The sequence below is a fragment of the Nocardia sp. Marseille-Q1738 genome, from assembly GCF_965283145.1.
Genome location: NZ_CBDIMS010000015.1, coordinates 39,322 through 59,689, shown reverse-complemented (window position 1 = coordinate 59,689; position 20,368 = coordinate 39,322). Strand labels below are relative to the sequence as shown.

15 protein-coding genes and 1 tRNA gene are annotated in these 20,368 nt (G+C 68.5%); 7 read left to right on the top strand and 9 right to left on the bottom strand.

The genetic code is table 11. From position 1 onward, the window contains the following. Positions 1-3: 3 nt before the first annotated feature. Together ACWPXK_RS32930 and ACWPXK_RS32925 are read right to left on the bottom strand one after the other, a co-directional pair. Complete coding sequence (locus ACWPXK_RS32930; protein WP_454200072.1) at positions 4-1,182, bottom strand: amino acid deaminase/aldolase; 1,179 nt, start codon at positions 1,180-1,182, stop codon at positions 4-6. 50 nt (positions 1,183-1,232) lie between these two features. Continuing rightward, the gene (locus ACWPXK_RS32925) at positions 1,233-1,715 is read right to left on the bottom strand and encodes a TetR family transcriptional regulator (RefSeq protein WP_454200071.1); all 483 of its coding nucleotides are present in this window, start codon (positions 1,713-1,715) and stop codon (positions 1,233-1,235) included. A 413-nt stretch (positions 1,716-2,128) separates the two neighbouring features. On the opposite strand from ACWPXK_RS32925, the gene ACWPXK_RS32920 reads away from it, so the two are divergent. Continuing rightward, on the top strand, positions 2,129-2,875 hold the full coding sequence (locus tag ACWPXK_RS32920; protein WP_454200070.1) for a tyrosine-protein phosphatase: 747 nt from the start codon (positions 2,129-2,131) through the stop codon (positions 2,873-2,875). Between the two features lie 7 nt (positions 2,876-2,882). Here the strand turns inward: ACWPXK_RS32920 and ACWPXK_RS32915 are convergent, their stop codons facing one another. Both ACWPXK_RS32915 and ACWPXK_RS32910 read right to left on the bottom strand, forming a co-directional pair. Beyond that, on the bottom strand, positions 2,883-4,139 hold the full coding sequence (locus ACWPXK_RS32915; protein ID WP_454200069.1) for a class I adenylate-forming enzyme family protein: 1,257 nt from the start codon (positions 4,137-4,139) through the stop codon (positions 2,883-2,885). 92 nt (positions 4,140-4,231) lie between these two features. Continuing rightward, positions 4,232-5,026 (bottom strand): enoyl-CoA hydratase/isomerase family protein, encoded by a 795-nt coding sequence (locus ACWPXK_RS32910; RefSeq protein ID WP_454200068.1) that lies wholly within the window; start codon positions 5,024-5,026, stop codon positions 4,232-4,234. A gap of 175 nt (positions 5,027-5,201) precedes the next feature. Here ACWPXK_RS32910 and ACWPXK_RS32905 point away from each other — a divergent pair, with 175 nt between their 5' ends. The 6 genes from ACWPXK_RS32905 (at position 5,202) to ACWPXK_RS32880 (ending at position 16,712) form a co-directional block, all read left to right on the top strand. After that, positions 5,202-6,227, top strand: coding sequence for a glutathione S-transferase family protein (locus tag ACWPXK_RS32905; protein WP_454200067.1), 1,026 nt, complete (start codon positions 5,202-5,204; stop codon positions 6,225-6,227). 148 nt (positions 6,228-6,375) lie between these two features. After that, positions 6,376-7,107, top strand: coding sequence for a hypothetical protein (locus ACWPXK_RS32900; protein WP_454200066.1), 732 nt, complete (start codon positions 6,376-6,378; stop codon positions 7,105-7,107). Continuing rightward, positions 7,104-8,096 (top strand): ABC transporter ATP-binding protein, encoded by a 993-nt coding sequence (locus ACWPXK_RS32895; protein WP_454200065.1) that lies wholly within the window; start codon positions 7,104-7,106, stop codon positions 8,094-8,096. The genes ACWPXK_RS32900 and ACWPXK_RS32895 overlap by 4 nt, the downstream gene beginning before the upstream one ends. Further along, positions 8,093-8,875: an ABC transporter permease gene (locus ACWPXK_RS32890; RefSeq protein WP_454200064.1), complete on the top strand. Its 783-nt coding sequence runs from the start codon at positions 8,093-8,095 to the stop codon at positions 8,873-8,875. Before ACWPXK_RS32895 ends, ACWPXK_RS32890 begins: the two co-directional genes overlap by 4 nt. 46 nt (positions 8,876-8,921) lie before the next feature. Further along, a complete protein-coding gene (locus tag ACWPXK_RS32885) occupies positions 8,922-12,827 on the top strand; it encodes an ABC transporter ATP-binding protein (protein ID WP_454200063.1) in 3,906 nt (1,301 codons plus the stop codon). Between the two features lie 174 nt (positions 12,828-13,001). Next, a complete protein-coding gene (locus ACWPXK_RS32880) occupies positions 13,002-16,712 on the top strand; it encodes a multifunctional oxoglutarate decarboxylase/oxoglutarate dehydrogenase thiamine pyrophosphate-binding subunit/dihydrolipoyllysine-residue succinyltransferase subunit (RefSeq protein WP_454200081.1) in 3,711 nt (1,236 codons plus the stop codon). A gap of 150 nt (positions 16,713-16,862) precedes the next feature. On the opposite strand, the gene ACWPXK_RS32875 is transcribed toward ACWPXK_RS32880, so the two are convergent. The 5 genes from ACWPXK_RS32875 to ACWPXK_RS32855 form a co-directional block, all read right to left on the bottom strand. Beyond that, positions 16,863-17,255: a DNA-binding protein gene (locus ACWPXK_RS32875; RefSeq protein WP_454200062.1), complete on the bottom strand. Its 393-nt coding sequence runs from the start codon at positions 17,253-17,255 to the stop codon at positions 16,863-16,865. Next, positions 17,255-17,512 carry a hypothetical protein gene (locus ACWPXK_RS32870; RefSeq protein WP_454200061.1) on the bottom strand — a complete coding sequence of 86 codons (258 nt, stop codon included), beginning with the start codon at positions 17,510-17,512 and terminating at the stop codon, positions 17,255-17,257. Before ACWPXK_RS32870 ends, ACWPXK_RS32875 begins: the two co-directional genes overlap by 1 nt. Before the next feature lie 302 nt (positions 17,513-17,814). Beyond that, positions 17,815-17,881: transfer RNA gene (locus ACWPXK_RS32865), tRNA-Asn, on the bottom strand. A 277-nt stretch (positions 17,882-18,158) separates the two neighbouring features. After that, positions 18,159-18,893 (bottom strand): DUF7873 family protein, encoded by a 735-nt coding sequence (locus tag ACWPXK_RS32860; protein ID WP_454200060.1) that lies wholly within the window; start codon positions 18,891-18,893, stop codon positions 18,159-18,161. 201 nt (positions 18,894-19,094) lie between these two features. Then, positions 19,095-20,330 (bottom strand): ABC transporter substrate-binding protein, encoded by a 1,236-nt coding sequence (locus ACWPXK_RS32855; RefSeq protein ID WP_454200080.1) that lies wholly within the window; start codon positions 20,328-20,330, stop codon positions 19,095-19,097. Positions 20,331-20,368 lie beyond the last annotated feature (38 nt).

Below are 20,368 nucleotides of genomic sequence, written 5' to 3'. Positions count from 1 at the left end.
CGGTCAGCCGAAGCAGACACCCTCGCCGCGGTAGGTCGGCACGGAGACGCGGGAGCCGTCGGCGTCGACCAGATGGAGCGTGTCGAACCGCTCGCACAGTTCACCGGCCTTCGCGTGCCGGAACCACACCCGATCGCCGATCCGCAGTTCCGCGGCGCCGGACAGCGGTGTCTGCACCTCCCCCGCGCCTTCGGTACCGAGCAGCTTCAATCCGCCGGGCCACACCGGTTTCGGGACCCGGGACGGCCCGGCCGGACCGGAGGCGATGTAGCCGCCCGCGAAGACGGTGGCGATCTTCCGCGTGGGCCGCCGTAGTACGGAGGTGGCGAAATACAGGGCGGGTCTAGGGGTGAACGATCGGTAATGGTCGAACAGCGTCGGCACGTACAGGCCCGATCCGGCGGTCACCTCGGTCACGTCCGGGTCGGCGACGCTGACTTCGATGGATCCGGTGCCGCCGCTGTTGACGATCTCCAGCTTGCCGGTCACCGAGCGGACCGCGTCGAGCACCTTCGCACGCCGCTTGGCGATCTCCGCCGCCGAGGCCCGCTTCACCAGGCGCACTGCGGCATTCGCGTCGGGCAGCCCGGCGATCTGCGCCTCGTAGGTCATCACGCCCACCACGTCGAAACCACGGCGCAGCGCGTCGCTTGCCAAGGTGGCCGCTTCCTGCGGCGTGCGCACCGGGGACCGGCGGACACCGAGGTGCAGCGGGCCGATGCGCAGGGAGGCGTCCACGTCCAGGCAGACCCTGGGGCGTACCCGGTCGGTGCCGAGGGCGGCGCGGATCAGGTCGAGCTGGGCGGCGTCATCGATCATGAGCGTGATCGATCGCAGCAGGATGTCGTCGGCGGCCAGCGCGGCCAGCGCGGCGCGGTCCACGGTGGGATAGCCGAGCAGGACGTCGCGCGCCCCGTGACGCACCAGCCAGATGGCCTCATGCAAGGAATAGGACATGATGCCCGCGAAACCGCCCGCGGCGGTGAGATCGGCGCCGAGGACCTCGGCGAGAACGGCGCGACAGCGCACGGATTTGCTGGCTACACGCACCGGGACACCGCCGGCGCGACGCACCAGGTCGGCGGCGTTGGCGCGCAGGACGGCCACGTCGAGGGCGGCCAGGGGCGGGTCCAGCTCGGCGGTGGCCGCGTGCAGGCCCGCGATCGGCGACGTCTCGGTCACCAGGACAACTCAACCATCAAACTGGTCGATCGTCCAGTATTTCCGGCGCGCTAGCGGTCGATGCCTTTCGCGGCCATGGCGCCGACCAGGTCGTCCAGCACCACCAGCATGGCCTCGTCGTTGCAGTCGGCCAGCCAGCGCAGAATGGCGCCCCGGACGAGCGAGACGACATAGGCCGAGATCGACTCCACCGGTTCGAGCCATTGGGTGCCCGACCGCTCGGTGCACAGCTCCAGGAACGCGGCGACCTCGGATTCCATACTCTGGTAGGCCGCCGACGCGGTCGGGTCGGCAACTCGATCGGTCCGCATGTCCCAGCGGGCGCGCAGCAGCTGGACTGCCGCCTCATATGCTTCGATGTGCTTGGTCGGCGCCTCTGTGATCAACGGCCAGTACGCACTGACCCCGGCGTGCAGCAGCACCCGCAGCGCGCGAACCCCGGTGTAATCGAGCGTGGCCGCTGCCTCTTCGACCGCCTCGCGTATGGCTGGCCGTAGCCGGTCCTTCGTTATTACTTCTCCACCTGCGCTCAACGACGACTCCCTCGGCGAAAGAACTCGCGCACCTCGGTCGGCACGACTCGCTGAACATGGCGGGCAACTTCTGGAAAACCCCACGCTGCCCGGTCCAACGTTCATCAATGTTAGAGGTTTTTCCTGGTTTAGAAACGGGTTCATTGGGTATTTCCAGACTGAAAGAATGTTTTGTTACCCAACCGCGATGCCTACGCGATCCCACCGTGTCGCCCGGAATTCCCGCTACGACGGGGGATCTCGACCCTCCCACCGTTCGGCAGACCGTAGATAAGGGTACGGTTCGGACATCGGGTGCCCAAAATTTCGTGACGCATATCACAGTGCAACCCGCGCAAATCGGTCAGCCTGTCGTGTGGGGTTCGATCCGCGACCGACATCCTTTCGTTCCGTGGGGCCGATAACCTGGATCGGTGACTCTCTCGCCACCCGCCGATCAGTACTTCCTCTCCGGCACGTTCAACTTCCGGGATACCGGCGGCCTGCGCACCGACGACGGCGCGAAGGTTCGCCCCGGGGTGCTGCTGCGCTCGGCCCAACTGAGCGGACTCGACGAGGCGGGCCACGCCGCGCTGCGCGAACTGCGCGTCACCGACGTGCACGACCTGCGCGGACACCGCGAGATCGAGCACATCGGCGCCGACCGGCTGCCCGCGGACGTCCGGCTGGCCATCACCCCGTTCGACTCCAGAATGGCCGAGGCGCCGCCGCACGAGGCGACCGCGCAGACCGCCTACACGCACATGCTCGAGGTCTACCGGATGTTCCCGGCGCTGCCCGAGGCGCACGCCGCCATCGCAGCGCTCGCCGAATCCATCGTGCGCGGTACCGGCGCCGTGCTGGTGCACTGTGCCGCGGGCAAGGACCGCACCGGCTGGGCCGTCGCGACACTGCTGCGGGCGGTCGGCGTCACCGAAGCCGATGTGCGGGCCGATTACCTGCAAAGCAACGGGGCCATCCCCGCGCTGCGCTCCTTGATGACGACGAAACTACTCGGCGGCGAGGAGCTTTCGGTAGACCTGCTCGGCGTGCGCGAGGAATACCTGGATATCGCCACGGTCTCGATGCGGGAACTGCACGGCGATCTGCACGGCTATCTCGCGGCCGTCGGCCTGACGCCCGATCTGCTCGCGCGCCTGCGCACGCGCATGCTGGAGTGAGCCGGCATCACTCGGCGGGCACCGCTTCCCGGCGCACCATGCCGTCGGCGTCGATCGTCACCTGATCGCCGGTGTGGAACCAGGTTCCGGTGAACCGCGCCGCGGTGGTGGTGGGGTCGTCCCAGTAGCGTGGCGTGACGTTCGGCCCGCGGCACAGCAGTTCCCCGTGCCCCGCGGTCGCCTTCGGCCCCCACAGGGCCAATTCGGTACCGCCGAAGGGGAATCCGAGCACGGCGTCCGCGTCCGACGGGTCCGCCGCCTGCTCGGCGTCGTCCACGGCGAGACCGATGCCGCTCGTCTCGGTCGCACCCCAGACCGACCACTGCCGCGCGGCCGGGAACACGCCGCGCAGTTCGGTCGTCAGGTCGACAGGAGTGGCCGGCACCGCGGCGCGCTCGGCACGGTGACCGGCTTTGCTGATCCGCGCGACGCCCTCGGTGCACAGCCCCTCGGCGCGCAGCTCGGCCAACTCGGGCACCAGGCCCGCGAAGATCCGCGGCGTCGCGGAGACCATGTCGATGCGCTCGGCCGCGATGGCCTCGGCCATGCCGCGGCTGTCCCGGGCGAGCACCACCGTGCCGCCGACCGCGAAGGTCGGCAAAAGCTGATCGACACAGCCGCTGGCGTGCGCCAACGGCAGCAGCACCAGATTGCGCAGGCCGTCGGTCGGCAGATCCAGCGCGGCGACCATGGAGCGCACCGCGGAGAGCAGGTTCTCGTTGGTCAGCTCCACGCCCTTGGGCGTGCAGGTGCCGCTCGTGTAGCACAGCAGCGCCAGATCACTCAGCGCAGCACCGTCATCGATGAACGCGGCGCCGTCGGGCAGTTCGGTCTCGCCCCCTGGACGGCCGAGCACGAAATCGGCACGGCTGTCGATGATCACGCGCTCGGCCACCGCCTCGGGCAAGCCGTCGTGCACCAGCACCGGCACCGCGCCGCTGAGCAGAGCGCCGAGGAAGGCCTGTACCCAGCGCGCGCCCGAGGGCATGTGGATGGCGACCCGATCGCCGTAGCCGATCCCGTGCTCCTGCAAGCCGCCGGCGATCCGGGAGGCGGCGTGCCACAGCTCCCGATAGCTCAGGCGCGGTCCGCCGATCTCCACCACTGCCTCGCGGGTGGAAAACGCGTGGACCTGCAGATCCAATAGCTCGGTCAGCGCCGGGGTGAGGTTTCCGTAGCGCAGCACCCCGTCGGCGCCTCGGGCTAGCGGTTTATCCCAGACATGCGGGCCGGTCAGGGGGTATTCGACGAGAAACTGCGACATTCGTCCTCCGCGTGCCTCGAGTGAGCAGGCACTGCGACTATATGACTCGGGTCACAATCTCGCTGGGATAGGCGACGAACGTGTCCGACCTGTCACCGGCCGGTGTAGCCGGCCTTGCCCGGACCCACCTCGAGAAAACTGCGCACGGCGCCTTTGAGATCGTCGGTGTCGAACAGGGCGCCGGATACCTCCGGTGTCACCGAATCCGCGTGTGCCACACCGCCGGAACGCCACGCCTCGATGATCCGCTTGGTCGCCGCGTGCGCCTTCGTCGGGCCGTCGGCCAGCCGGTGGGCCAGCTGCCGGGCCGCCGCGTCGACGTCGTCGTGCACCGCGTTCACCACACCCCACTCGGCCATCGTCGCCGCGTCGTAGAGGTCGCCGGTCATCACGAACTCGCGAGCCCGTCCCGACCCGGCGCGCTCGGCGAGACGCTGCGGACCGCCCATCGACGGAGTCAGCCCGACCACGGTCTCCACCAACCCGAACTTCGCCTTCGGCGCCGCGAGCAGGATGTCGCAGGCGAGCGCGATCTCGAAGGCCGCGGTCAGGGTCAGCCCGTGCGCGGCGAACACCACCGGGCACGGCAGCGCCTCCAGCGGGTGGATGATCTGCGCGAACAGCGTTTGCCACAACTCGGCGCCCTGCTCGACGGTCAGGCCGTCGAACACGTGCACGTCCACGCCGCCGGACACCACCTTGCCCTCGGCGCGCAGCAGCACCGCCCGCGGCGGTCGGGCGGACAACTCGGCGATATCGGCGATCAGCGCGCCCAGCATCGCCCGATCGAACAGGTTCAGCGGCGGATGGGCGAGGGTGAGGGTCGCCACGTCGGCGCCGGCGTCGGTGCGGTCGCGTTCCAGGCGGGTGGCCTTCGTTTCACTCATCCGGCCAGCCTAGGCGTACCTCCGCCTTCGCTCCGGCCGTGCGCGGGCAGAGGACGGACTGCGTCCGACAGCGCCCATCGTGCGTACCTCCTGCCTCCGCTCCGGCCATGCGCGGGCTGAGGACGGACTACGTCCGACAGCGCCCACCAGGACCTCGATCTGCGAAACTATCCAGGTGACCAAGTCGGCTAGCGAGAGCGGTTCCTACGTCGAGCCCGGCGAGTTCAAGAGGGACACGAACTACATCACCACCCGGATCACGGCCGACGGCCGCGACGGCTATCCGGTCGAGCCGGGGCGCTACCGGCTCGTCGCGGCGCGGGCCTGCCCGTGGGCGAACCGGACACTGATCGTGCGGCGTCTGCTCGGGCTCGAGCAGGTGCTCTCGCTCGGCCTGTGCGGTCCCACGCACGACAAGCTCAGCTGGACCTTCGACCTGGACCCGGGCGGCGTCGACCCGGTGCTCGGCATCCCCCGGTTGCGCGACGCCTACCTGGCCCGGTTCCCGGACTACCCGCGCGGCATCACCGTGCCCGCCATCGTCGACGTGCCGACCGGGCAGGTCGTCACCAACGACTACGCACGGATCACGGTGGACTTCTCCACCGAGTGGACCGACTACCACCGGCCCGGCGCGCCGCTGCTGTACCCGGAACCGCTGCGCGCGGAGATCGACGAGGTGAGCCTCGCCGTGTTCCGCGACGTCAACAACGGCGTCTACCGGTGCGGGTTCGCCGGGGCGCAGGACGCCTACGACGCCGCTTACGACCGGCTCTTCAACCGCCTGGACTGGCTCTCGGAACGTCTTGCCGCACAACGCTATCTGGTCGGCGACACGATAACCGAAGCAGACATACGGCTATTTACAACGCTGGTCCGCTTCGACGCCGTCTACCACGGGCACTTCAAGTGCAACCGGTCCAAACTCACCGAGATGCCGGTGCTGTGGGCGTACGCGCGCGATCTGTATCAGACCCCCGGCTTCGGCGACACCATCGACTTCGGGCAGATCAAGACGCACTACTACGTGGTGCACCGCGACATCAACCCCACCGGAATCGTCCCCAAGGGCCCCGACCTGGCCAACTGGTTGACCCCGCACGGCAGAGAAGCCCTCGGCGGCAGACCGTTCGGCGACGGAACCCCGCCGCCCCCTCCACCATTGGCCGAACGCGTACCGGCGGTTCAGGCGCCCGCCTGACGTTGCCCGGCCACGTCCGGCGGTAGCCCAAGGCATAGGCAGCCGACTAGTGGAACCGATCCGCCTGGGTACTTCGTTGTCATGACGAGCTGACGGCAACCGGTGCCATACAGTTCAACCAGCAGACCGGAAGAGGAGGATGCCGCCGATGCTCAAAGGTGCGTTCGAGAAGACGGTGGTCGAGCTGCTCGATACCGGGTCACGCCTGCAAGCGCCCGCGGTCGCCAGGTACGTGGACCGGATCAGGCGCTCCCATCCCGACGAAAACCCCGCACAGATCATCGAGCGGTTGGAGAAGCAATACCTGCTCGCGGTGACCGGCAGCGGGAGCGCGGTGGGCGCCACCGCGGCGCTCCCCGGTGTCGGCACCATCGCCGCGGTCGCCGCGGTCAGCGCGGAAACCACCTTCTTCATGGAGGCATCGGCGGTGTTCACCCTCGCGGTGGCCGCGGTGCACGGCATTTCGCCGCAGGATCAGGAGCAGCGCAGGGCATTGGTGCTGGCCGTGGTGCTGGGTGAGAGCGGCATGGAGATCGTGCAGAAAACCGTCGGCAGCTCCGCGAAGAACTGGGGCACGGTCTTCGCCAACCGGATTCCCGGGCTGTCGAGCATGAATGATTCGCTGCTGAAGCGGTTCATCATCCGGTTCATCACCAAGCGCGCCGCGCTGATGGCGGGCAAGGTGCTGCCCGCGGGCATCGGCGCCGTGATCGGCGGCGCGGGCAACCGCGCGCTCGGCAAGGCCACGATCACCAACGCGCGCAAGGCATTCGGACCGGCGCCGGTCACGTGGCCCGCCGACCGGCACCTGATCGTCGACGCCGATCCGCTCACCGCGATCGACCCGGCCAAGCCGCAACCTCCGGCCACCCCACGATGAGCGGGAGCCGTCCGGTCGCGTTCGCCGTCCGGGGATTGACCAAGCGGTACGACCTCGCGACCGCAGTGACGGACGTCAGCTTCACCGTGCCCTCCGGCGCCACCGCGGCGCTGGTGGGTCCGCGGGGGGCGGGCAAGACCACGATCCTGCGGGTGCTGCTCGGCCTCGTCGCCCCCAGTTCCGGCACCGCGTCCCTGGGCGGCTCCGGCTCGGCCCGACCCGACGCTGGGAGTTCCGCGCGGGTGGTCGGCGGTGTGCTCGCGCCACGCGGACTGCATCCGGCTCGGACAGCGCGGGAGCACCTGCTGATCTACGCGGCCGCGGCGGGCCTGGTGGACGCGCGGGTGGGCGAGGTGCTCGAGCTCGTAGGGCTGGACGAGTACGCCGCGACCAAGATCGGCAGCCTGTCGATCGGGCAGCAGACCAGGCTCGCGCTGGCCACCGCGCTGCTCGGCGACCCCCCGCTGCTGGTGCTCGACGATCCGATGGACGGGCTCGACGCCGCCGAGCGCGGCTGGTTGCAGGAATTCCTGCGCAGGCACACCCGCCGGGGCGGCAGCGCCCTGCTGTCCAGCGAGAGCCTCGCCGCCGTGCTGCCCGGAGCGGACCACCTGGTCGTGCTGAACGAGGGCACGGTGGTGTATCAGGGCAGCCCGGCTCGGCTGCGGCGCGGACATCCGGACCGGCTGGTCGTCGCCGCGTCCCCGCCCATCGCGCTGGCGACCATGCTTGCGGCACAAGGGTTTACCGACGCGGTGATCCGCCCGGATGGCCGCCTCGCCGTCGCGGAGGCCACCGAGGCGCAGATCAGAGCGGCCGCCACCGCGGCGAAAGTGCGGATCGACAGCATTGTCTCCGACCCCATCCACCCCGACCGGGTGCTCGCGTCGCTGACCAAACCCACCGCGGCGCCGGCGCCGCACTACCCCGGCCTCGCCGCGCCGAGCACCCAGCAACCGTCGCCGCTGCCCTACGGAATCCCACGATGATCGCTATCCTGCCCGCGGACCTGGTGCCGACCGTCAACTCCGAGATCCGCAAGGTCGTCACGATGCCGCGCGGCCAGACACTCGCGGGCGCCGTACTCGCGATCGCGCTGATCGCGAGCATCGCCTCGGCGGGCCTGGCCGGACCGCCGGACCCGCGCGGCGAGCCCGCCACCGGCGCGGCGACGATCGGGCTCTACGTCGGTCTCGGCGTGGTCGCGCTGGCGGCCGCCGTCTTCGGCGCGGTGGGCACCGGCACCGAGTACCGGTATCACACGATGCCGGTGAGCGTGCTGTTCACCGCCGACCGCGATCGGCTGGCCGCCGCGAAGTTCCTGGTCATCGGGTGTTGCGCGGTGGCGGCGGGGGTGGCCGTGGAACTGGTCTCGCTCGGCGGCCTCTTCGGCGCGGGTCGGGACAAGATCGCGGTGACCGGCGAATTGTTCGCCGTGCTCGGCGGCGGGCTGCTCGCCGCGGTCTGCTGGTCGCTGATCGGCGCGAGCGCGGGCATCCTGGCGCGCTCCTCCGCCAGGTCGGTGGCGCTGCTGCTCGGCTGGATCGGGCTCGCCGAGCCCCTGCTGTGGCTGGTCAGCCGTGGTCTCGGCATCCCGGGCGTCGTTACCGTGCTGCCCGTCTCCGCGACCGTCGGCACGATCGCCGTCGGTTCCTTTCCGGACAGCGACTTCCTCGCCCCCACCCCGGCCGCCGTCGTAGTCCTGCTGCTGTGGACCATCGGCCTGGGCGCCGCGAGCTGGTGGAGCCTGCGCACCCGGGACCTGTGACCCCACGCCGGGAACAACGGCCTGTCGGTGGGCGTCGGTACCGTCGATGAAGAACGCGGTACGACGAAGGGGGCAAACGGGCGTGGTGGACGGGGGCGGCAGACCAGGATGGATACGCAGGCTGTGGGCCGAATGCCGGCCCCACGGTGCGGTGCTTGCCGGGATCGCGGCGGCGATTCTCGGCGGCGCGGTCATCGAGACGGCCGGGCCGCTGCTGACCAAAAAGGCCATCGACGCGGCCGGTGTCGGTGACACGGCGGCGATCAGCGCCGCCGCGGGCCTGTTCCTGGTACTGGCCGTCAGCCGCTCCGCGGCCGGATTCGGGCGGAGGTTGCTGGCCGGACGGCTGTCACTGGACGTGCAGCACGCACTGCGCGTGAACCTGCTCGGTTCACTGCAACGACTGGACGGCGTCGGCCAGGACACCCTGCGCACCGGTCAGGTGGTGTCGCGGTCGATCACCGATCTCCAGCTGGTCCAGGGCTTGATGGCGATGGTGCCGCTGTCGGGCATGGCGCTGCTGGAGTTCGTGCTCGCCGCCGTGGTCATGATCTGGCTCTCGCCGCCCCTGGCCGCCGTCGCGCTGCTGGTGGTGCCCGCGATCGGCCTGGTCGTCTATCGAATGCGCCCGCGGCTGCACGCGGCCACCTGGTCCGCGCAGCAGCGCGCCGCCGACCTCGCCCAGCACGTCGAGGAGACGGTCACCGGGGTGCGGGTGGTGAAGGGCTTCGGTCAGGAAGCCCGGATGGTCGACCTGCTGGAACGCCACGGCCGCACACTCTTCGCGGAGCGGATGCGCGCCGCGAAGATCGACGCCCGCTTCGCGCCGACCGTCGCGACGATTCCACAACTCGGCATGGTCGCGGTCATCGCGCTCGGTGGACTGCTCGCCCTGCACGGCAGTATCGGGATCGGCACCTTCGTCGCGTTCGCCGCGTACGTCGCCGTCATGACCGGCACCGCGCGCATCCTCTCGTCGGTGATCGTCATGGCCCAGCTGACCAGGGCGGCGGCCGAGCGGGTGTTCCAGGTGATCGACACCGCGCCGGTCATCGCCGACCCGGATCGTCCGGTCGAGCTGCCGGACGGCCCGCTCGGCATCGAAATCGACGCGCTCACCTTCGGTTTCGATCCCGATCAGCCCGTGCTGCGCGAACTGGACCTGCGCATACGGCCCGGTGAGACGGTGGCCATCATCGGCCCAGCGGGATCGGGCAAGTCCACGCTCGCCCTGCTGCTCCCCCGGTTCTACGCACCGGACTCCGGCCACATCCGGCTGTTCACCGAAGCCGCACCCGCCCCACTTCGCACGAACTCAGCGGATGAGTTCACCGTCACACGGAATGGTGCGCGCACCGCGACGCTCACGGCGGAAACCGTCGGCGTCGACCTCGCCGACGTGCGCGCCGCCGACCTGCGCGCGGCCATCGGCGTCGTCTTCGATGATCCCTTCCTGTTCTCCGACACGATCGCCGCGAATATCGCGCTCGGGCGGCCGGAGGCGACCGACGAGGAGATCAGGCAGGCGGCCGTGCAGGCCGCGGCCGACGAGTTCATCGCCGAGCTGCCGGACGGATACGACACCGTGGTCGGCGAGCGCGGACTGACCCTCTCCGGCGGCCAGCGGCAGCGGATCGCGCTGGCCAGAGCACTGCTGGCGCGCCCGCGCATCCTGGTGCTCGACGACGCCACCTCGGCGGTGGACGCGGTGACCGAGGCGGCGATCTTCGACGCGCTGCCCGACCGCGGCGGGCGGACCACGCTGATCCTGGCGCATCGGGAATCGACGCTCGCCCACGCCGATCGCGTGATCCGGCTGCCAGCGCCCGTCGGACACGTCGCCCCGGGGCCGGACATCACCGCGTCCGGGGCCGGGAACGGGCCGAGCCCGAGTCGTTCCCCCAGCGGCCGCTTCGCGGGCGCGGCGGCCGACGTGAGCGAGACACCCGAACTGCGCCGCACCATCGAGCGCCTGCCACCCGCCACCGAGCAACCCGGCCTGGACGTAGAGCGCTTCCGCGAGCCCGATCCGCGCTTCGGGCTGCGCCGCATGCTGCGCCCGGTGCGCCGGCTCGTCCTGACGGTAATGGCGCTGCTGGCTGCCGACGCGGTGATCGGTATCGCGTTCCCGCCGCTGGTGCGCTACGCGATCGACGGTGGCGTACTGGGCGACAATGCCGCGGCGCTGGTCCGCGCGGCGATGTTCGGCGCGGTACTCGCCGCCGCGGGCTGGGCGGTCGGCGCGGCGACCACCGCGCTCACCGCGCGGACCGGGGAACGGGTGCTGTTCGGCTTGCGGGTCCGTAGCTTCGCGCATCTGCAGCGGCTCGGGCTCGACTACTACGAACGCGAGCTGTCCGGCCGGATCATGACCCGGATGACCACCGACGTCGACGCGCTGTCGACGTTCCTGCAGACGGGGGTCGCCACCACCCTGGTCGGCCTGCTGACGCTGGTCGGCATCGCGGTCGCGTTGCTGGTGATCGATGTCTCACTGGCGCTGGTCGTGCTGGCGACGGTGCCCGCCCTGGTGCTCGCGACGGTGCTGTTCCGGCGGGTGTCATCCGTCGCGTACACCGTCTCGCGGGAGCACGTGTCGGCGGTCAACGCCGATTTCCAGGAAAACGTGACGGGGTTGCGCGCGGTGCAGGCGAACCGGCACGAGCCGCGCGCGGCCCGTCGTTTCGCGGAGTATTCGCAGCGGTATCGCGACAGCCGTTTGCGGGCTCAGCGGGCGATCGCGCTGTACTTCGCGTTCGTCGTCGGATGGGCCGACGTGGCGCTGGCCGCGGTGGTGTTCTTCGGTGCGCGCGAGGTCGCCGCCGGTGCGACCAGCGCGGGGACGCTGGTCGCGTTCGTGCTGTATCTCCAGCTGCTGTTCGGTCCGATCCTGCAGCTGTCCCAGGTCTTCGACAGCTATCAGCAGGCCAGGGTCGGTCTGCGACGGATCGGGGACTTGCTGCGCACGCCGTCCTCGATCACCGCCGATCCGGCCGATCCGGTGCCGATCGCGCAGAGGCTGCGCGGCGATGTCGCCTTCGACAACGTCCGGTTCCGGTACGCGGGCAGCCGGGTTCCGGCCCTGGACGGCATTTCCCTGCACATCCCAGCGGGTTCCACCCTGGCGCTGGTCGGACCGACCGGCGCGGGCAAGTCGACCGTCGTCAAGTTGCTGGCGCGTCTCTATGACCTGCCCCGGGACGAGTCGAACCATTCCGGCGGACATCCGAAGGAGCCGAATTCCCCGAGTAGCCCAGCGTCGGGCCCGGCCGAGTCCGCGACTCGGCACAGTGCCGCCGGCTCGCAGCGGAACGGCAACCGCGGCTCGGATCCCGGCGCGATCCGTGTGGACGACGCCGACATCCGCGACTACCGCCTCGCCGACTACCGCGCACGGCTCGGCATCGTCCCGCAGGAAGCTCACCTGTTCAGCGGCGACGTCGCGAGCAACATTGCATTCGGGAAACCATTCGCGACCCCCGAGGAGATCACCGCGGCCGCCGCCGCGGTGGGCGCGACCGACATGATCGCCGCCCTCCCGCTCGGTATGCGCCAGCCGGTCGGCGAACGAGGCCGCGGTCTGTCGGCGGGCCAGCGTCAGCTGATCGCGCTCGCCCGCGCCGAACTGGTCGCCCCGGACTTGCTGCTGCTCGACGAGGCCACCGCGACGCTGGACCCGGACGCCGAGGCGTCGGTGCTGGCAGCGAGCCGATCACTGAGCCGAGACCGGACCACCGTGATCGTCGCGCACCGGCTCGGCACGGCCGCGCGCGCCGACCGGATCGCCGTGGTCGACCACGGCCGGATCGTGGAATTCGGTCCCCACGCGGAGCTGCTCGCCGCGGACGGACCGTATGCCCGACTGTGGGCAGCGGCCCGCGAGTCCGGGGGAATATTCTCGAGTACTGACGAGTCGTCACCTATGAGGTCGGGGGTGTCGGGTGGTCAGTGAATCCACCGATTTGCTGCTGGGCCTATCCTCAGATAGGGCGCATCGGCGCGCATCCGCTGATCCCCGTGCCGGGCACGTCACAAACGTCGCAGCGCGAAGAACGAAATGAGGCGAACACCTGCTGTGAGCAGCTCAACTTCCCAGTTCGGTCAGAACCAATGGCTGGTCGACGAGATGTATCAGAAGTTCAAACAGGATCCATCTTCCGTCGACGAGAGCTGGCATGAGTTCCTGGCCGACTACACGCCTGAGGCGAGTGGTGATTCCGGCAACAGCCAGGCCGCCCCCGCGCCCGCGCAGGCCGCCGCTCCGGCTCCGGCTCCGGTCACCCCGGCCCCCCAGCCGGTGGCCGCCAAGCCTGCACCCGCCCCTGCGGCCGCGGCCCCGAAAGCGCCGGCCCCGGCCGCTCCGAAGCCCGCGACGGTGACCGCCCGCACTCCACAGACCACCCCGGCGCCCACGTCGAACGCCGCGCCGACCTCCGGCCCGAAGCAGGCCGACACCGCCACCGACGAGGCCAAGGTGCTGCGCGGCGCCGCGGCGGCCGTGGCGAAGAACATGGCCGCCTCGCTGAGCATCCCGACCGCGACCAGCGTGCGCGCCATCCCGGCCAAGCTGATGATCGACAACCGGCTGGTCATCAACAACCACCTCGCCCGCACCCGGGGCGGCAAGATCTCCTTCACCCACCTGCTCGGCTACGCCATCGTGCAGGCGGTCAAGGCGTTCCCGAACATGAACCGGCACTACACCGAGATCGACGGCAAGCCGAACGCGGTCACCCCCGCGCACACCAACCTCGGGCTCGCCATCGACCTGCCCGGTAAGGACGGCAACCGCGCACTCGTCGTCGCGGCCATCAAGGGCTGCGAGGCAATGACCTTCGGGCAGTTCCACACCGCGTACGAGGACATCGTCCGCCGCGCTCGCGAGGGCAAGCTGACCGCCGAGGACTTCTCCGGCGTCACCATCTCGCTGACCAATCCGGGCACCATCGGAACGGTGCACTCGGTGCCGCGCCTGATGAACGGTCAGGGCGCGATCATCGGCGCGGGCGCGATGGAGTACCCCGCCGAGTTCCAGGGCATGAGCGACGAGCGCATCGCCGAGCTGGGCGTCGGCAAGCTGATGACGCTCACCTCCACCTATGACCACCGCATCATCCAGGGCGCGGAGTCCGGCGACTTCCTGCGCACCATCCACCAGCTGCTGATCGCCGACGAGTTCTACGACGAGATCTTCCACGGCCTCGGCGTGCCCTATGAGCCGGTCCGCTGGCGCAAGGACATCCGTGAGCGCGGCGTCGACAAGAGCGCCCGCGTGCTGGAGATGATCGCGGCCTACCGCAACCGCGGCCACCTGATGGCCGACACCGATCCGCTGCGGCTGGTCAAGGACAAGTTCCGCAGCCACCCGGACCTGGATGTCACCCAGCACGGCCTGACCTTGTGGGACCTGGACCGCACGTTCAACGTGGCGGGCTTCCACGGCCAGGAACGGATGAAGCTGCGCGACGTGCTGTCCATCCTGCGCGACGCCTACTGCCGCCACGTCGGCGTCGAGTACACCCACATCCTCGATCCCGAGCAGCTGGAGTGGATCCAGGACCGGGTCGAGCAGAAGCACGCGAAACCGACTGTCGCGCAACAGAAGTACATCCTGAACCGGCTGAACGCAGCGGAGGCCTTCGAGACCTTCTTGCAGACCAAGTACGTCGGGCAGAAGCGCTTCTCGCTGGAAGGCGCCGAGGCCGTCATCCCGATGATGGACGCGGTGATCGACCAGTGCGCCGAGCACAGCCTCGACGAGGTCGTCATCGGCATGCCGCACCGCGGTCGCCTCAACGTGCTCGCCAACATCGTCGGCAAGCCGTACTCGAAGATCTTCACCGAGTTCGAGGGCAACATGAACCCGGCCGGTGCGCACGGCTCCGGCGACGTGAAGTACCACCTCGGCGCGCACGGCACCTATCTGCAGATGTTCGGCGACAACGAGATCGAGGTCTCGCTCACCGCCAACCCCTCACACCTGGAGGCGGTCGACCCGGTCCTGGAGGGCCTGGTGCGCGCCAAGCAGGATCTGCTGGACAAGGGCGACGGACCGGAGGGCTACTCGGTCGTGCCGCTGATGCTGCACGGTGACGCCGCGTTCGCGGGTCAGGGCGTGGTCGCCGAGACGCTGAACCTGTCGGGTCTGCGCGGCTACCGGGTCGGCGGCACGATCCACATCGTGGTGAACAACCAGATCGGCTTCACCACCGCGCCGGAGAACAGCCGCTCCACCGAGTACTCCACCGACATCGCGAAGTTCATCGGCGCGCCGATCTTCCACGTCAACGGCGACGACCCGGAGGCGTGCGACTGGGTGGCGCGTCTGGCGGTCGACTTCAAGCAGAAGTTCCGCAAGGACGTCGTGATCGACATGATCTGCTACCGCCGCCGCGGCCACAACGAGGGCGACGACCCGTCGATGACCCAGCCGTACATGTACGACGTCATCGACACCAAGCGCTCGGTCCGCAAGGCGTACACCGAGAGCCTGATCGGTCGTGGCGATATCTCGCTGAAAGAGGCCGAGGACGCTCTGCGCGACTACCAGGGCCAGCTGGAGCGGGTGTTCAACGAGGTCCGTGAGCTGGAGAAATACTCGCCGGAACCGAGCGAGTCGGTCGAGGGCGACCAGCCGGTGCCCGCGTCCGTCGTGACGGCCGTGGACAAGGCGGTCCTGCAGCGGATCGGCGACGCGTTCCTCAACGTGCCCGACGGCTTCAACGTGCACCCGCGCGTCAAGCCGGTGCTGGAGAAGCGCCGCGAGATGGCTTATGAGGGCAAGGTCGACTGGGCCTTCGCCGAGCTGCTCGCGTTCGGCACGCTGATCGACGAGGGTCGCGCGGTGCGCCTGACCGGTCAGGACTCCCGCCGCGGCACGTTCACCCAGCGGCACGCGGTGATCATCGACCGCAAGACCGCCGAGGAGTACACCCCGCTGCACAACATCGGCAGCGAGAACCCGGGTTGGTTCGCCGTGCACGACTCCGCGCTGAGCGAATTCGCCGCCGTCGGTTTCGAATACGGCTACTCCCTGGGCAACCCCAATGCACTGGTGTTGTGGGAAGCGCAGTTCGGTGACTTCGTCAACGGCGCGCAGTCGATCATCGACGAGTTCATCTCCTCCGGTGAAGCGAAGTGGGGCCAGCTGTCCGACGTCGTGCTGCTGCTGCCGCACGGCCACGAGGGCCAGGGCCCGGACCACACCTCCGGCCGCATCGAGCGCTTCCTGCAGCTGTGCGCGGAGGGCTCGATGACCGTCGCGGTGCCGTCCACTCCGGCGAACTACTTCCACCTGCTGCGCCGCCACGCGCTGGACGGCATCCGCCGCCCGCTGATCGTCTTCACTCCGAAGTCGATGCTGCGCAACAAGGCTGTGGTCTCGGATCTGAAGGACTTCACCGAGAGCAAGTTCCGCTCGGTCTTCGACGAACCCGCCTACGAGCAGGGCATCGGCGACCGCGGCAAGGTCAAGCGCATCCTGCTGACCAGCGGCAAGCTCTACTACGAGCTGGCCGCCGAAAAGGCCAAGCAGAAGCGCGAAGACGTCGCCATCGTCCGCATCGAGCAGCTCTACCCGCTGCCCACCTACCGCCTGAACGAGGCACTCAGCGGCTACCCCAACGCCACCGACCTCGTCTGGGTCCAGGAGGAACCGGCCAACCAGGGCGCATGGCCCTTCTTCGGCCTCAACCTCCCGGAAGTCCTCCCCGACCGCCTCGGCAAACTCCGCCGCATTTCGCGCCGCGCCATGTCGGCCCCGTCCTCGGGGTCCAGCAAGGTCCACGCAGTGGAGCAGGCGGAGATCATCGCGGAAGCGTTCGAACCGACGGCTTAGTCGCCTGACCCCGAAACCGGGCCGAATCACTCTGTGCCTCAGAGCGATTCGGCCCGGTTCGCGTCTACGAAGCAGTACGATTCAGCGCACGAAAACTAAGCCAGTCGAACCCGCAGCTACCCGGCTAGACGGCGAAGGCGAGTTGACCGCTCACACCTTCACGATCTCGATCTCCGGGCCGCACAGCAACGCCATGTCCTCGGGGTCAGACGTCACCACCGTGACCAACCCGCGAACCGACCTCGCCGATGCCGCGAGAACGGCGTCGATCGCATACTTGTGACCGCTCAGACCGTGTTCCCGCAACAGGGCTGCGGCCTGCGCGGCCACCTCCCGGGTGACGGCGTGAACATCGATCTGTGACAGCGCCCAGGAGATCCGGGCCGGATGCACCTTGCTGTAGTCGGCTTCCACCGTCGTCATCGCCGTGGTGGCCACTCGCACACCGTCCTCTTTGGCCGCCTGCACCCACGCAAGCATTCGGCGATTTTTCCGATACAGCATCGACAGTCCCTCGCTGTCGAGAAACAGCACATCCGGCATCACGCGGCCGATCCGCGCGAACCCCGACGGCGGCGCTCGAAACCCAATTCCGCCCGCGCCTCATCAATTTCCGCCCGCGTCAGCGGCTCATTGTCCTTCTCGAAATCGGCTACCAACTCACCGAGCTTGTCCATCGCAACACGCTGCTCCAACGCCTCCGCGACATAGGCGGAGAAGCCGCCGGAACCAACATAGGCCCGCGCCTGCTCGGCAAGATCTTCGGGAAGGCTGATCGAGTACTTCTTGCTACTACCCATGCGTCTTATGCTACCACTGGTAGCATAAATCTTCGTGACCATCGATATCATTCTTCAGGCACCGGATCACTCTCCCATCCCGAGCGCCGACCCGGGTGCACCGAACAGCCGTCGCCCGGGTTCGCGGTGATCGTCCCGGTGAGGTGAAAGTACATGACAGAGACAAGGTTTCCGCGCCGGTCGAACGGGGTGTCATCGTCGGCCATGTTGCGTCGGGTTCGCACCGCGATGCGCCCGCACCGGAACGAACTCTGGCGGCAAGCGGAGGAGCCGGGCTATACCCTGCCCGGCTCCTCCTGTGTTACGAGCGGGATTCGAACCCGCACCCGTCGGATCAACCGTCCGATGCTCTGCCGATTGAGCTATCGCTGCACCATCTGTGACCACTGCGCCCGCGAGTGTGGTTCAGCATGATGTACCCCGCGCGTTGCCATTACGCTACAGCGCCACGGAGAGGCGCTGCCCGGACTCGAACCGGGATTTCGGGGGTGCGTCGCGTCCACACCCATGAACTCGAGGTCGATGGTGTTGTTGAGCTTGGAGCAAGAGCTTGAGTCTCATCGGCTGGGCACTGCCCCGCCGTCAGCTTGAGCTTCAATTTCAGCTTGTGCTCCATCCCCCCGAAGGGGGAGTCTGTGGGCCCCGGTTATCCGAAGAGGTAGCCGAGGATTGCCTCGCCCGGCTCGACGTCGGTCACCGCGGTCGAATTCGCTGTCTCCCGAGCGTACTTCACCGCATCGGTCAGCTTCCCGAGCCGAGCACGCATCTCACTGACCTCCTTGGCCGGCAGCGCTCCCGAGAACTTCGTGGTCGTCCAGCGTCCGACCACCACGTCCTCGTGATAGACCTGCACCTGGGCCGGGTGCTTGTCGGTGGCGGCGGCCAGCACATGGTTGCGCGGCACCTTCTTGGTCCGCACCGTCTGGCTGGGCTCGGTCGCGAAGCAGTCTGCGACATCGTCGAACGACCAAGCCTCGGCCGGGTCGAGCGTCGGCAGCTTGGCGATGAACGACTTCAGTTCACCCAGCTGCTTCTCCAGGAACAGCAGATAGGTCACGGGCAGGTCCGTGGCCAGTGTGTTTCCGTCCACCACCAGGTCGGCCTTCGCCGAGCAGTTGGCCACGTCCTTCGTGGCGGTGACGTTCAACAGTCTGGTCAGGGTTGCCGTGACGTCCGCGATCACCTCACTGACCCGGACCTGCACCCGCTTCGACTCCGGCGGGAGCGCCTCACCTTCGTCGTCCAACGGCCGGTAGGTGCGGGCAATGCCGGCCAGCAGCTCGGTCTTGCCCACCCGCTGGTACGCGGCGGCCAGGTCGGCGTTCGCCTGAGACTTCACACCCTTCTCGACGGCGATGAGCTGGTTCAGCTTGGTGGTCACGATATTCCTCTCCGTTGCCCGATCCGACAACGGTGCTACCGTAGAGGAGCCGACGTTGCGTACGCCAGCGAATTTCCGGTTGTGCTAAGACAATTGGGCAAGGATCAGTCCCTGACGGCCACTGTGTCCAGGGTGGCGAGGCGGCGGAGGACAGCCGCCACCTCGCCGTACGCCGGAACAGTCGGCCCTGGGTTCGGACCGTCAGGACGGCGCGAGCGCCTTCATCAGCGCGGCAGCGGTAGCGTCGTCGATGCACGTCGGCTTACCACCGTTGTCGGAGTGGAATGCACCGCCTTTGGTGTTTCCGGTGAAGTAGCACATCGGAAACGCCGGTTTGCCTTCCGGGAAGGTCAGCGGCGGAGCCAGGCCTCCGAGGGTCTCGTCGCGCAATGCGCGCAGCCCTTTGATCACATCCGCGCTCGTCGAAGACGGCGAGAGGCCGGCAGCTTTGGCCGCTGCCAGGAAGAGCTGCCCGCCTGCCCACGGCCACAGCAGTGGTGAGCTGAAGTCCGCGCTGTCCCGAAGGCCGGGAATGTACTCGGCGAGAGCGTCATTGAAATCCTTGATGGCCGGAATCGATTCGTCGGTGTACAGCGCATTGGAGCCTGCGAAAATGCTGCCCTCGAAGTTCGGGTCGGTGGCCCACGCCTTCTGCAGGCTCACGCCGGTAGGAGCCTGAATCGGTTTGTAACCTTGCTGCGCACAGGATGCCGCGATCCGCGAAATCGCCTCGACCGAGACGCCGGGGAATACGGCGTCGACACCCTTTTCCTTGAATGCCAGGCAGGGCGCGATGTAGTTCGGCGCCGCAATCGCGACTTTCTCCGAAGCGAATCCAAGACCGGCCTGTTCGGCCATCGGCTTCAGCATCTGCGGTAGCTGCTCGCAGACCGGGATCTCGGCGCAATAGTAGACGCCGAGTTTCTTCGCGCCCGCCTTCTTGGCCTGAGCGACTTCGCCCAGCATCAGCACCGGCAACGTAGTTCCGGAGGCGAAGAAGTTCGGATCGGTGATGAACGGGGCATCGACCGGCTGTCCGCCGATGACCGGAATGCCCTTGCTGTCGACGTAGCTTTGCCAACTCGAACTGACCAGGCTGGTTTGGCCGACGATGGCGACCACCTTGTCCTCCTCGACCAGTTTCTTCGCCACAGCCAGCGCCGTCGTCGGATTCTGCTGGTCGTCGTAGGTGATGAGCTTGACCGGGTGCCCATTGATTCCGCCACGATCGTTGACCCATGACGCCCACGCCTGCAGCACATCGCTGCTGCGCCCCACCGATCCGGCGGCGGGGCCGCTGCAGCTGCAAATCGACCCGATGACGATCGGATCGCCTTTGAGCCCGCCGTCGGACACTTTCACCGGGCCAACGGTTTTGGCCCCGTCGCTCGTCGAGTCGGCGGAACACGACGTGAGCGCAAGCGCTGCCGCCAGCATCGGCGCCACGCACCACAAAAACCTTCTCTTCCTCATTA

What these genes read in the sequence shown, in the direction of transcription:
- ACWPXK_RS32915 (WP_454200069.1), bottom strand. Translation starts at nt 4,139, where the DNA reads ATGTCGCAGTTTCTCGTCGAATACCCCCTGACCGGCCCGCATGTCTGG.
- ACWPXK_RS32910 (WP_454200068.1), bottom strand. Translation starts at nt 5,026, where the DNA reads ATGAGTGAAACGAAGGCCACCCGCCTGGAACGCGACCGCACCGACGCC.
- ACWPXK_RS32900 (WP_454200066.1), top strand. Translation starts at nt 6,376, where the DNA reads ATGCTCAAAGGTGCGTTCGAGAAGACGGTGGTCGAGCTGCTCGATACC.
- ACWPXK_RS32895 (WP_454200065.1), top strand. Translation starts at nt 7,104, where the DNA reads ATGAGCGGGAGCCGTCCGGTCGCGTTCGCCGTCCGGGGATTGACCAAG.
- ACWPXK_RS32890 (WP_454200064.1), top strand. Translation starts at nt 8,093, where the DNA reads ATGATCGCTATCCTGCCCGCGGACCTGGTGCCGACCGTCAACTCCGAG.
- ACWPXK_RS32885 (WP_454200063.1), top strand. Translation starts at nt 8,922, where the DNA reads ATGAAGAACGCGGTACGACGAAGGGGGCAAACGGGCGTGGTGGACGGG.
- ACWPXK_RS32880 (WP_454200081.1), top strand. Translation starts at nt 13,002, where the DNA reads ATGTATCAGAAGTTCAAACAGGATCCATCTTCCGTCGACGAGAGCTGG.
- ACWPXK_RS32875 (WP_454200062.1), bottom strand. Translation starts at nt 17,255, where the DNA reads ATGCCGGATGTGCTGTTTCTCGACAGCGAGGGACTGTCGATGCTGTAT.
- ACWPXK_RS32870 (WP_454200061.1), bottom strand. Translation starts at nt 17,512, where the DNA reads ATGGGTAGTAGCAAGAAGTACTCGATCAGCCTTCCCGAAGATCTTGCC.
- ACWPXK_RS32855 (WP_454200080.1), bottom strand. Translation starts at nt 20,330, where the DNA reads ATGCTGGCGGCAGCGCTTGCGCTCACGTCGTGTTCCGCCGACTCGACG.